We start from the raw sequence: 12,110 nt of genomic DNA, 5'->3' as shown, positions 1-12,110 counted from the left end.
ATTCCTTTGCTCGAGTGACTTTCGCGGGTCTCTCGAAGAATCACGCGATGACCTTCATTCATCCGGCTACGACACGCCGGTACCGCTGATCAGGTCCGACTCGTACACCACTCTGCTGGACGCAACCTCCAGATGAGGATTCAGATGGCAGGACCGAACGACGACCCAGACCCGGATAAGTGGCAGGACTGGGGTGAAGACGAGGACCTCAGAATCGGGCAGCAAGGCGACGACACGGAGAATCGCTGATTAGGTTGAACGCTCCGCAGACGCCGCAGCCCGCTGGAGATATCTACGCCACCATGGTCAGCAAACTCCTTGAGGCCGAGTTCGACCGACGTGCCGCCTTGGAGGCGCGCGGCGCAACGGTGATTGCAACTACTAGTGCAATGCTGACGATAATCTTCGGGTTGTCCGTTGTAGTCACGGGTAAGGACCACGTTTTCGCGAGCCCGACTGCCGTATGTCTCCTAATCGGTGCGCTCGCAGCTTTCACGATCTCAGCGGCACTCGCAATCATCGTTCAGACATACGGATTCAAGTACAAGTCGACGAGCATCAAGACTCTGCGTAGCCTCACTGGGGCCAACTGGAGCCGCAGTTCCGACGACGTACAGAAGATGTGGATCAGTCGTCAGGTGAACACTATCGTCAGTCTCCGGAGAGGCAACAATATCCGAGCTGAGATCGTGCGATGGAGCCTCGTCGCATTTATCGCAGCGATGCTCCTACTGGTCTCATCCATAAGTACGGAGCTTCTCAATTGTGGTGCGCGCCAAGGAGTGGGTGCCCCTTACGGCCCCTCGCCGCACGCCGAATGGCATGGCGTCTGCTTACCGGCATGAAACTTGAACGCAGGGAACGTGTGCCGCTACCGGCGCCGCCACAACACTCGGTCGGACGCAACGAGGTCGATCGGCCATCCCAAGGTCCTTAGCGTGGCAAAATCCGTATACCAAGGAGCCGCGCATGCACGCTGCTCATGATCGGACGATCCGCCTGCGGGACGGACGCACGCTCGGATACGCGGAATACGGCGCACCAGATGGCCTGCCCGTCGTCTACGCCCACGGCGGGCTTTCGTGCCGCCTCGACATCGCGGCCGGCGCATCGACCGCACAGCAGACCGGCATTCGACTGATTTCCGTCGACCGTCCGGGGATCGGGCTGTCCGACCCGAAACCCGGCCGCAGCGTCGCGGACTGGTCCGACGACATCACCGAGTTGCGGGACCAACTCGGCTTCGACGCGTTCGGCGCGATGGGATGGTCGATGGGTGGCCAGTACGCGCTCGCACTCGGCCACGGGTTGCGGTCCTCGGTGACGCGAGTGGCCGTCATCGCCGGGGGGCTGCCGCTGACCGAGCCGGGACACTTCGCTCAGATGCCGCCGGTGGACCGGACTTTCATCCGGCTGTCACGGCGGGCGCCGTGGCTGGCCCAGCAATGTCTGGGATTCATGGGTATCACCGCCCGCTTGACGCCCCGACTGTTCACCCGGCTGGCCGCCGGTGATCTTCCCCCGGCCGACGGCGCGGTCGTTCGCACCGAACGGTCCCCCACGTTCGCGCAAACATCCGCCGAAGCATTGCAGCACCCCGAGGGCCATATCGAGGACTACCTCGCCGCGATGCAGCCGTGGGGTTTCACGCCCGAGGAAATCACTGTGCCAGTGGATATTTGGGGAGGAGCAGACGATCACTTCCTCGACCCGAGCTGGCCCACCGAGCTGGCCCGCCGGATCCCGGACGCCACGCTGACCACCCGTCCCGGCGGCCACTTCATGGCACACCTGCACTGGCGGGAGATCTTCGACGCGTTGACTCGATGAGGTTGACTAGAGCCATGAAGCAATTCACCGACGACGAGATGAAAGAACTGCTACCGCGCGCCAAGGCGTACAGCGTTGTGATCCTGAGGACTGGCCCGAACTACCACACTCCTGCAGCCGCACAGATCATTTGGGAACACGGGCGCCGCAATTTCGGTCTGCGTGACGACGGAGTCCTGTCGGTGGTGCTGCCGGTGACCGACGAGTCCGACGTATGCGGCATCGGGGTGTTCAACTGCTCCGTCGACGAGGCCGTGGCGATCATGGATGACGACCCGGGAGTCGCCGCCGGCGTGTTCGCCTATGACGTGCATCCGTGTCGGGGGTTTCCTGGCGATCGACTGCCATGATCCACGTGAAGATCTGTGGCATCCGGCGCATCGAGGATGCGCTGGCGGCTGCCGAATACGGCGCCGATGCCGTGGGCTTCCTCGTCGGCCAGAAACACGCGTCGCCCGATTTCGTTGACCCCGACGACGCCGCGGCAATGGTCGCCGCCTTGCCACCGCACATCGACTCGGTGCTGGTGACGCACCTGGCCGAGCCCGATGAGATCGTGCGGCTTGCGAACACAACCGGCGTCAGTGCGATCCAACTGCACGGCGACACCTCGCCGGATCAGGCAACAGAGATCAAGCAGCGCGTAGCACAACTCAAGACCTACCAGGCAATTCACGTCGTCGACGCCCAATCAATCGACACCGCAAGGCAATACACCACAGTCGACGCGCTCGTGCTCGACACCCTCGACGCCACCACCGACCAGGTCGGCGGCACCGGCCGAACCCACGACTGGGCGATCAGCCGGCAGATCGTCGAGCAACTGCCGATCCCGGTGATCCTCGCCGGCGGCCTGACCCCGGACAACGTCGCCGCCGCGATCAGGCAAGTACGTCCCTACGGTGTCGACGTGAACTCAGGAACCAAAGGGCCTGACGGCTACAAGGACCACACCGAGCTGAAACGCTTCATCGACAACGCCAAGAGCTAGGCCGTCTGGCTCACGTCACCGCCGCGCTGCGGCCGCTGCCGACCGAGTGCACCAGCGCCTTGGTGCCGAAAGCCGTTGCCGCCGGCGCGTTTGGCGCGATACATCGCCCAGTCTGCCGTCTCGACGAGCCGGTCGACGAACGGCTTGTGGTCGAAATCCGCGTGCCGCAAGCGCACCGCGGTGGTCCCGACGCTGGCCGTGACTCCCGCCGGCGACGAAGCGATGGCCGTACAGAGCCGCTGCGCCAGCTCGCTGCCGTCGGGGCTTGCCGAGATGGCGGCAACCAGGAATTCCTCTCCCCCGCTGCGCGCGACGACCGCCTTGTCGCCAGCGGCCTCGGCGATCGCCTCGGCGACATGCACCAGCGCCTCGTCGCCCGCCGCATGCCCGTAGCGGTCGTTGACCGATTTGAACTTGTCCAGATCGATCAGCGCCAGCACCAGATAGGCGTCCGGACCGCAGCCCGTCTCGATCAGGCGGGACGTCTGGAGGTGGAAGGTCCTCCTGTTCAGCAGCCCGGTCAGCGGGTCCTGTTCGGCGCGAAGCAGATCCGTCCCCAGCGCACGGACCATGATCTGAATCGCCAGCGGTAGCGCGATATTGACCTGGATGATGAGCCACCAGTCCACGACGGCCAGGACGGGATGCCCGGCCGCCGCCATCCTGACCGCACCGATCGAGGCCACCACGGCCGCCACCGCGAAGTTGTAGAGGACGAGCCCCGTGCTGTGAAAGAACGCGACGTAGGCCCCGATGGTGGCGAACGCGATGCAGCCGACCACCGCCGGCAGGGGCTGCGGAAACGCCAGGCAAGCCAGTGCGATCGAGACGTTCGTGATCAGCGCAAAAGCCACCGACTGGCCCTGGGTCGGCCAGCGCAGGCTCCACAGCACGGATCCGGCGACCCCGCCCGCGACCGCCAGCCAGGTCATCACGATGGGCACGGTGCCAACCGGCCCATCGCTCGAGGCGAGCAACCCCAGCAAGCACACCACCAGTGAGGCGGCGATGAACGCCATCAGGGCGCGCGTGGCCCCACGCATGCCCCGCTCGGCGAGGTAGCCACTCAACCACTCGTAATGGGTCGACTGCTGCCACCAACGCCTGAGTGCATCCCTCACCATCGAGCGACCCCCACCAGACCCGGAAATTACGCCAACGATACCGGCGCCGTGGACTACCCTCCCCGAGTCTCGATGACTCTGGTGGCGATATCGGTCAGTCGGGTGTTGGTGGTCTGAGACAGCTCACGCAGCATCTCGAACGCGCGCATCGCGTCGACATTGAACCGCTCCATGATCACCCCTTTGGCCTGGCCGATGGTGTCGCGGCTGGTCAACGCCGATTCCAGCTGCTCGCCGTGGCGGCTGGCGATGATCGCCGACGCGGCGTGGGCCGCGAGCACCGATCCGATCGCCTCGGATTGCATGTCGAAGGCGTGCGGCTCGCGGCCGAACAGGTTCAGCGCACCCGCCGTCGACGCGCTGGTGTACAGCTTGAACGACAGTCCGCTGCGCACCCCGAGCTCGGCGACCGCCTGGCTGTACTTGGGCCAGCGTCGCTCGGTGGTGAAGTCGTCGGTGCGCACGATCAGTTCGTTGAGGGCGGCCTCGATGCACGGCCCCTCTCCGCATTGTTCTTGGAGTGCGTCGAGCTCGTAGATCAAATCGGATGTGCCGAACAACGACTCGAACTTGCCGCCCTTGCCGATCAAGAGCACACCGCAGGTGTCGGTGCCCGGAATCATCGCTGTCGCCGCCGCGGTGACGTCGGTGAGTACCTCGTCGACGTCGCGGGGCGGCGCGGTGGCACGGGCCAGCTCGGCCATCCGCTGCGCCAGGTCGTGGTTGGGCGTGGACATTCAGCAGGTGTTCCCGCCCTTCTGGGGAAACTAACGCGGGTGTGCGTCGATGGGACGTTTGGGAATTGCGGCCGGGGCAATGCTCCGCTGCAAGCGGGCGTGGCGGTCGACCTCCACGCTCGCTGAGGTCCTGTCGGTTCAGACCGAGAGCCGGCGGGGCCGCCCCCTTTGGCCTCCGCGTACCGCATTCCGGCCCGGCACTCTCTTAGCTGTAGTAATTTCGGCGCAATGGCAGGCAACGTCTGGATTCTCGGTGGCTACCAGAGCGACTTCGGCCGCAACCTCACCAGGGAAGGCCGCGATTTCGCCTCGCTGACCAGCGAGGTCGTCGACCTCACCTTGGCCGAATCGATGATTGACGCCGCCGATATCGACGTCGTGCACGTGGCCAACGCGTTCGGGGAGATGTTCGCCGCCCAAGGCCACCTCGGTGCGATGCCCGCCACCGTGCACGGCGGACTGTGGGACACCCCGGCGACCCGTCACGAGGCGGCGTGCGCCTCGGGCAGTGTGGCAGCACTCGCGGCGATGGCCGACCTACGGGCAGGCAACTACCGCACCGCCCTGGTGGTCGGCGTCGAGCTGGAGAAGACGGTGCCCGGCGACATCGCCGCGGCCCACCTCGGCGCCGCCGCCTGGACCGGCCACGAGGGCGCCGATGCCAAGTACGTATGGCCGTCGATGTTCAGCGAGGTCGCCGACGAGTACGACCGCCGGTTCGGCGTCGACGACGCCCACCTCCATGCGATCGCCGCACTGAACTTTGCCAACGCCCGGCGTAACCCCAATGCCCAAACCAGGGACTGGGAGATTCCCGATCTGGTGGCGTACGGCAGCGACGACGCCGTCAACCCGCCGACCGAGGGCCGGATCCGCCGCTACGACTGCAGCCAGATGACCGACGGCGGCGCCGGCGTGGTCCTGGTCAACGACGACTTCCTGGGTGAGCACCCAGGCCTGCGCCCGATCGGGCTGATCGAGGGCTGGGGCCACCGCACGGTGGGGTTGGGACTGCGGCAGAAGCTCGACCGCGATGCCGGCAACCCGTATGTGGTGCCGCACGTCCGCGCCGCGGTGCACGACGCGTTCGGCCGGGCCGGCATCGGGATCGACGACGTAGACGGCTTCGAAGTGCACGACTGCTTCACCCCGAGCGAATACCTCGCCATCGACCACATCGGCCTGACCGGCCCCGGTGAATCCTGGAAGGCGATCGAGAACGGCGAGATCGAGATCGGCGGGCGGCTGCCGATCAACCCCAGTGGCGGCCTGATCGGTGGCGGCCACCCGGTGGGCGCCTCGGGGATCCGGATGATGCTCGATGCCGCCAAACAGGTCAGCGACCTCGCAGGCGACTACCAGGTTGAGGGTGCCCGGCGCTTCGGCACCCTGAATTTCGGCGGTAGTACCGCCACCACAGTCAGTTTCATGATCAGATCGGCAGACGATGCACACTGAGATCGTCGGCAAATTCCTGTCCACCCTTCCCGAGGATGACGACCACCCGTACCGCACGGGTCCTTGGCGACCGCAGAACACGGAGTGGCGCGCCGACGATCTGACCGTCGTCGACGGTGAGATCCCCACCGATCTCGATGGCGTCTATCTGCGCAATACCGAGAACCCGCTGCATCCGGCGCTGAAGGCCTACCACCCGTTCGACGGCGACGGCATGCTGCACATCGTCGGCTTCCGCGACGGAAAGGCGTTCTACCGCAATCGCTTTGTCCGGACCGACGGCTTCGAGGCCGAGAACGCCGCCGCCGGCCCGCTCTGGCCCGGGTTGGCCGAGCCGCTGCCGCTGGCGAAGGTGGACTACGGCTGGGGCGCGCGCACGCTGATGAAGGACGCCTCCAGCACGGACGTCGTGGTGCACCGCGGCACCGCCCTGACGAGCTTCTACCAGTGCGGCGACCTGTACCGCGTCGACCCGTACTCCGGCCAGACGCTGGGCAAGGAGACGTGGGGCGGCGGGTTCCCCGTCGACTGGGGAGTCTCGGCGCATCCCAAGGTCGACGATCGCACCGGGGAGATGTTGTTCTTCAACTACTCGAAGTCCGCGCCCTACATGCACTACGGCGTGGTGGACGCGAACAACGACCTGGTGCACTACACCGACGTCCCATTGCCCGGTCCGCGGCTCCCCCACGACATGGCGTTCACCCGAAATTACGTCATCCTCAACGACTTACCGCTGTTCTGGGATCCCGAACTGCTGGAGCGCGACCTGCACGTCGCACGCTTCCACCGGGACATCCCGTCGCGCTTTGCGGTGCTCCCCCGCCGGGGCACGGGTAGAGATATTCAGTGGTTCGAGGCCGACCCGACCTACGTGCTGCACTTCGTCAACGCCTATGAGGACGGCGACGAGATCGTACTGGACGGTTTCTTCCAGGGCGATCCGGAACCGAGCGACAACGGCACCGGCACCAAGTGGCAGCGGGCCTTCCGGTTCCTGGCGCTGGACCGCATGCAGGCCAGGCTGCACCGCTGGCGGCTCAACCTGCGCACCGGTGGAGTCAGCGAGGAACCGTTGTCGGACAGCATCACCGAGTTCGGCATGATCAACGCCGGGCATGCCGGCGAGCCGTACCGCTATACCTACGCGGCCACCGGGAAGCCGGGCTGGTTCCTGTTCGACGGACTGGTCCGCCACGACCTGCACACCGGCAGCGAGCAGCGCTACGGATTCGGCGACGGCGTCTACGGCAGTGAGACGGCGATGGCGCCACGCGTCGGTTCCCGCTCCGAGGACGACGGCTACCTCGTCACCCTGACCACCGACATGGCCGCCGACGCCTCCTACTGCCTGGTGTTCGACGCGGCCCGGCTGCCAGATGGGCCGGTGTGCAAACTTCAACTGCCGGAACGGATTTCCAGTGGCACTCATTCCACCTGGGTGGGCGGTGGCGAGCTGCGCCGCTGGCGTACCAGCGACTGCGCCGCCGAGGCGATCGGACTGTAGTGACCGATACCGTTCTCGCCGAGACACCAACCGTCCTGGCGCCCGACAGCCCCAATGCGATCGGCAGGATGCTGGGCCTCCTCGGCGACGAATGGAACCTACTGATCGTTCAACAGGCCTTGCTCGGTGCCACCCGTTACAGCCAGTTCATGTCGCGCTTGCCGATCTCGAATTCGGTTCTGACGAGCCGGCTGCGGACCCTGGTCGACGACGGGCTGCTGAGCCGCAGGGTGCACGCGTCCACCCGGGCTCGCACCGAGTATCTGATCACCGGCCGCAGCCGGTCGCTGGGGCCGGTGTTGCTGTCCATCTGGGAGTGGGAACGCAACTGGGTGACCGGGCATCGAGGAACACTGCCCGCCATGCGTCACCTGGCCTGCGGGTCGCACTTCGCACCTCTGTTGCGCTGCAACACCTGTCGCGCTGTGGTCACCGGCTCAGAAGTGGCGTTGAGTCTTGGCCCGAGCGGGATGTGGAAGCGGTCGGCACCGGCGGCCTCGACGCGGCGGCGTTCGGAGTCCGACACGGTCGCCAGCCAGGCGGGGTTGTTCCCGGAGACCATGAGCATCCTGGGAAATCGCTGGGCTGCAGCGCTTCTGGTGGCGGCATTCCTCGGCACCACCAGATTCACCGATTTTCAGACCCAGTTGGGCGCCCCACCCAGCCTGCTGGCCGAGCGGCTGCAGACCTTCTGCCACATCGGCGTGTTCACCACCTCGCCGACCGAGCGCTCGGGCCCGGAGCGGGCCGCCTACCTGCTGACCGAGAAAGGCCGGGCCTTCTTCCCGGTGCTGACCGCCGCCGTGCAGTGGGCGCAGTGGTGGTTTCACGCTCCTGAGGGACCGGCGGTGGTGATGACCCACCGCGACTGCGGTGGGGACTTCACCGGGGAACTGGCCTGCGACCGATGCACTGAGCCGCTGGCCAGCGGACAGGTCCACATCGTCGCTATTTAGGCGGAAGTATCTGGAATCCCTTGAGGATCGCCGCGGAATCCGTGACGTACGTGGGATTGTCGGGCTTGATCGTCTGCACCGTCACCGTGGTCACGTAGTTGACGTCACCGGCCTGGTAGACCACCGCCAGCGAGGCCGCGTTGCGGGCGGGGATCTTGCCCATCGCCGGCGCCGTGTAGCTGGTCGACTGCGCCGGAGATCCACACACCTGCGTCGGGGTCGATTTCAGATCCTTGACCTTCAGCTTGGCCACCAGCTGCTTGTCCTGGGCGTCGAGAATCTGTTGCGGCTTACCGACATCGGTACTCACCTTCTGCAACGTGACGACCGCGTTCGGGGTGAATCCCTGGTCGGTGAGACTCTCGTTGCGCAGCGCGAACCGGATGGTCTCGGAGTCCAGTTTGGTGGTGCGCTCCCAGCCCTGCGGTTGCGGGATCCGCAACCGCGGTTCCTGATCGGTCCGGGTGGGGATGTCGACCATGGGTACCGACACCTCGTCGCATGTGACGGCGGCGACCGGCTTGGAATCCTGCGAGCAACCCGCGATCGCCAGCACCAGTGCCGCAGCCAGCGCGGCCGGCACCCGTCTCACCACTTTGCGCAATCTCATCCCCTCACGCTCGTCCCCCTCCTGAAGCTGGCCCAGCCTACCGGGGCGGTGTAAAAGCCGGCCAAAAAGTGTTAGCACTCTCCACCCCCGAGTGCTAATCTGGCGATGCACAGTAGAGCTGCCCGCCAGGGTGGTGGGCTTGCGTTCAGCAATGTAGGAGGTGAGTACTGTGCTCCGCTTCGATCCTTTCAATGACCTCGACGCCATGGCCCGAGGGCTGTTGACCAGCCAAGCTGGAACCGATCGCAGCCCCAGGTTCATGCCTATGGACCTCTACAAGGTCGACGATCACTACGTGCTGGCCGCCGATCTGCCCGGTGTGGATCCGGGCTCGGTCGACGTGAACGTCGACAGCGGGACACTGACGCTGACCGCGCACCGTTCGGCCCGCTCCGCGGACTCGGTGCAGTGGCTGACCAGTGAGAGATTCTTCGGCACCTACCGGCGACAGTTGTCCCTCGGTGAAGGTATCGACACCGAGAAGATCTCGGCCACCTACGAAAACGGTGTGCTGACGGTGACGATCCCGTTGGCCGAGAGGGCCAAACCGCGCCGGATCGAAGTCACCCGCTCCGGCGGCGGCACTCCGATCGAGCCGACAACCGTCGACGCAGGCTGAGGCCCAACCGATTCCGCGCGTTCAGGCTCTGCCGCCACCATGGCGGCCGAGCCTGAACGTCAGGTTGTTCCGTACGGCTGGCCATTCGATGTCCAGGATGGAGTAGACGACGGTGTCGCGACGGGATCCGTCGGCCAGCAGCTGGTGGCTGCGCAGCACGCCGTCCAGTTTGGCGCCGAGCCGCTCGATCGCCGTCCTGCTGGCCTGATTGAAGAAGTGCGTGCGGAATTCCACAGCGACACAACCGAGTTGGTCGAATGCGTGGGACAGCATCACCAGTTTCGTCTCGGTGTTGACCCCGGTGCGCCGCGCCGAGGCGCAATACCAGGTGTGGCCGATCTCGAGTCGCCGGTTGGCGGCGTCGACATGGAACAGGCTCGACGAGCCGACGACCGCGCCGTCGCTGCGCCGTCGGATCACATAGGTCACACCTTCGTCGCCGGCCTGCATCGCGGCCATCCGGCTCACCCACGCGGCGGCATTGTCCGGTGACGGCGCGCTGGTGAACCACAATTCCCCGACGTCTGCTGCGGCGGCGGTGATCTCGGGAACATGGGCGGCGCTCAGCGGCTCGAGTGAAACCCATTGTGCGCCGGTCAATGTGACCGGCGCGACGAACCGGCTCATCGCCTGCGCACCAGCGCGGTGAACAGCGCCCACACCGAGGACAGCAGTGCACCGGCGGCGGATACCGCGCCGATGTAGAAGCCGTATCCCGCCGACACCGGCGGGCTGATGTTCAGGTGGTAGTACCAGTACGTCAGCACCCCGATCAGCACCGAGATCACCAGCGCCGCCGCGGCCGCCAGCCGCGGGGACAGATTGCGGGCCACCATCGCGCCGGTGACGATCAGCACCGAGGCCAGCAGCACGATCAACTGTCCGGCACCGAAGCGCGGCGGCAACACGATGCTGCCGACCACGCCGCCGATCGCACTGGCCCGGCCGCCGCCGGCCGCCGAGGTCGTCAGCCACGGCAGCCAGGCGCTGACCGCCAGCACCGTCGCGCACAGCACGACGAACCAGCCCGCGCGCAGGTGTGCCATGGTCAGACCCTAACCCGCCTCGTCCAATACGCCGGGCCGCCGCATCGACAAGGTCCGGTCCAGATCCAGCCGGGCCAGGAATTCGTCGTCGTGACTGACCACGATCACCGCACCCCGGTAAGCCCGCAGCGCGTCCACCAGTTGATCCACACTCGCCAGGTCGAGATTGTTGGTCGGTTCGTCGAGCACGATCAGCTGGGGCGGCGGGTCGGCCAGCAACAGCCGCGCCAGTGCGACCCGGAACCGTTCGCCGCCGGACAACGTGCCCACCGGCCGGTGCACCGAGTCGCCGCGCAGCAGGAAGCGGGCCAGCCGAGTGCGGACCAGGGCAGCGTCACCGCCTGTCGCCGCCACGGTGTCGAGCACGCTGGCCTGCTCGTCCAGATCGTCGATGCGCTGTGGCAGGTAGCCGATCCGATCGGTCAGCAATCGGCCTGCGTTACCGGCGAGCAGATCGTCCAGCAACCTGGTCTTCCCGATGCCGTTGCGCCCGACGACCGCGATCCGTTCCGGACCCATCACCACGAACGATCCACGGACACCGGGCAATTCGGCGATTCGGCGGCTCGCCGGCACGTCCGGATCACCGAAGTCGACGCGGATGTGCTCATCGCTGCGCAGCCTTGCCTCGGCTTCCTGCAGCGCGTCGGCGGCCGCGGCCGCCTTCTCGTCGAGACCGGTGCGCAGTTTGCCCGCCGACACCTCGGCGGACGCGGCCCAGTTGTTCATCACGATCTTCGGTGCTCGGGAGTTCGTATAGTCCTTCTGCGCCTTGCGGTTTCGTCGGGCGAGTTTGGTCTCGGCCTGGGCGCGCAGGCGCCTTTGTATCCGCACGGTCTGCTCGGCCGCCGCCACCGCCTGTGCCGCGGCGGCCTGTTCGTTGTCCACGTACGCGCGCCATTGTCGGTACGGACCGCCGAAAGAGGTGAGCCGCTGGTTGTGCAGCTCGGCGGTGTTGTCCATCCGGTTCAGCAGCGCGACATCGTGACTGACCACCACCAACGTGCCCGGCCACTCGGCGATGACGTCCAACAGTCGGCCGCGGGCGTCGCGGTCGAGATTGTTCGTCGGCTCGTCGAGCAGGGTGATCGCGGCCCGCCCTAGCTGTACCTGGCCATCAGGTTGGTCACAGTCTGCTGATGGGCGGTAGGCCTCCGAGTGCGCTGTGACGGCGTTGAGTGTTGTAGACGGTTAGCCATGGCGCAAGGGCTTGGGCGCGGTCGTCGTTGGAG

At 66.2% G+C, this 12,110-nt stretch carries 14 protein-coding genes; 7 read left to right on the top strand and 7 right to left on the bottom strand.

Annotated elements, in window-relative coordinates; translation table 11 throughout:
* The first annotated feature begins 969 nt into the window (after window positions 1–969).
* From HPC46_RS32765 to HPC46_RS32755, 3 genes are read left to right on the top strand one after another with little or no spacing between them, the layout of a single operon-like run.
* A complete protein-coding gene (locus HPC46_RS32765; RefSeq protein WP_179476201.1) occupies window positions 970–1,830 on the top strand; it encodes an alpha/beta fold hydrolase in 861 nt (286 codons plus the stop codon).
* Window positions 1,831–1,844: 14 nt separating this feature from the next.
* Complete coding sequence (locus HPC46_RS32760; RefSeq protein WP_179476200.1) at window positions 1,845–2,180, top strand: YciI family protein; 336 nt, start codon at window positions 1,845–1,847, stop codon at window positions 2,178–2,180.
* 5 nt (window positions 2,181–2,185) lie between these two features.
* On the top strand, window positions 2,186–2,821 hold the full coding sequence (locus HPC46_RS32755) for a phosphoribosylanthranilate isomerase (protein WP_179476199.1): 636 nt from the start codon (window positions 2,186–2,188) through the stop codon (window positions 2,819–2,821).
* Here HPC46_RS32755 and HPC46_RS32750 read toward each other — a convergent pair.
* Both HPC46_RS32750 and HPC46_RS32745 read right to left on the bottom strand, forming a co-directional pair.
* A complete protein-coding gene (locus HPC46_RS32750) occupies window positions 2,818–3,945 on the bottom strand; it encodes a GGDEF domain-containing protein (RefSeq protein WP_179476198.1) in 1,128 nt (375 codons plus the stop codon). The two genes, HPC46_RS32755 and HPC46_RS32750, sit on opposite strands and share 4 nt — an antisense overlap.
* 53 nt (window positions 3,946–3,998) lie before the next feature.
* Entirely contained in the window at window positions 3,999–4,682 is a 684-nt protein-coding gene (locus HPC46_RS32745; RefSeq protein WP_179476197.1) for an ANTAR domain-containing protein, read from the bottom strand.
* A gap of 228 nt (window positions 4,683–4,910) precedes the next feature.
* Here HPC46_RS32745 and HPC46_RS32740 point away from each other — a divergent pair, with 228 nt between their 5' ends.
* The 3 genes from HPC46_RS32740 to HPC46_RS32730 are packed head-to-tail and all read left to right on the top strand — an operon-like array spanning window position 4,911 to window position 8,603.
* The gene (locus HPC46_RS32740; protein ID WP_179476196.1) at window positions 4,911–6,140 is read left to right on the top strand and encodes an acetyl-CoA acetyltransferase; all 1,230 of its coding nucleotides are present in this window, start codon (window positions 4,911–4,913) and stop codon (window positions 6,138–6,140) included.
* Entirely contained in the window at window positions 6,130–7,647 is a 1,518-nt protein-coding gene (locus tag HPC46_RS32735; RefSeq protein ID WP_179476195.1) for a carotenoid oxygenase family protein, read from the top strand. Before HPC46_RS32740 ends, HPC46_RS32735 begins: the two co-directional genes overlap by 11 nt.
* Window positions 7,647–8,603 carry a winged helix-turn-helix transcriptional regulator gene (locus HPC46_RS32730; RefSeq protein ID WP_179476194.1) on the top strand — a complete coding sequence of 319 codons (957 nt, stop codon included), beginning with the start codon at window positions 7,647–7,649 and terminating at the stop codon, window positions 8,601–8,603. The genes HPC46_RS32735 and HPC46_RS32730 overlap by 1 nt, the downstream gene beginning before the upstream one ends.
* On the opposite strand, the gene HPC46_RS32725 is transcribed toward HPC46_RS32730, so the two are convergent.
* On the bottom strand, window positions 8,596–9,213 hold the full coding sequence (locus HPC46_RS32725) for an LpqN/LpqT family lipoprotein (protein ID WP_179476193.1): 618 nt from the start codon (window positions 9,211–9,213) through the stop codon (window positions 8,596–8,598). The genes HPC46_RS32730 and HPC46_RS32725 overlap by 8 nt on opposite strands.
* Before the next feature lie 169 nt (window positions 9,214–9,382).
* On the opposite strand from HPC46_RS32725, the gene HPC46_RS32720 reads away from it, so the two are divergent.
* Entirely contained in the window at window positions 9,383–9,832 is a 450-nt protein-coding gene (locus tag HPC46_RS32720) for an Hsp20/alpha crystallin family protein (RefSeq protein WP_005139622.1), read from the top strand.
* A gap of 21 nt (window positions 9,833–9,853) precedes the next feature.
* Here HPC46_RS32720 and HPC46_RS32715 read toward each other — a convergent pair whose 3' ends face one another.
* The 4 genes from HPC46_RS32715 to HPC46_RS32700 all read right to left on the bottom strand — a co-directional run.
* Window positions 9,854–10,459 (bottom strand): GNAT family N-acetyltransferase, encoded by a 606-nt coding sequence (locus HPC46_RS32715; RefSeq protein ID WP_179476192.1) that lies wholly within the window; start codon window positions 10,457–10,459, stop codon window positions 9,854–9,856.
* Window positions 10,456–10,878: a hypothetical protein gene (locus tag HPC46_RS32710; RefSeq protein ID WP_179476191.1), complete on the bottom strand. Its 423-nt coding sequence runs from the start codon at window positions 10,876–10,878 to the stop codon at window positions 10,456–10,458. The genes HPC46_RS32715 and HPC46_RS32710 overlap by 4 nt, the downstream gene beginning before the upstream one ends.
* A gap of 9 nt (window positions 10,879–10,887) precedes the next feature.
* Window positions 10,888–11,910 carry an ATP-binding cassette domain-containing protein gene (locus HPC46_RS32705; RefSeq protein ID WP_233717005.1) on the bottom strand — a complete coding sequence of 341 codons (1,023 nt, stop codon included), beginning with the start codon at window positions 11,908–11,910 and terminating at the stop codon, window positions 10,888–10,890.
* A gap of 94 nt (window positions 11,911–12,004) precedes the next feature.
* The coding region (locus HPC46_RS32700) for an integrase core domain-containing protein (RefSeq protein ID WP_179475613.1) at window positions 12,005–12,110 on the bottom strand (106 nt) is incomplete at its 5' end.

It is taken from the genome of Mycolicibacterium vinylchloridicum (genome assembly GCF_013404075.1).
Classification (GTDB): Bacteria; Actinomycetota; Actinomycetes; order Mycobacteriales; family Mycobacteriaceae; genus Mycobacterium; species Mycobacterium vinylchloridicum.
Note: the sequence above shows the minus strand (reverse complement) of the source record. Positions and strands in the feature narration are given on the sequence as shown.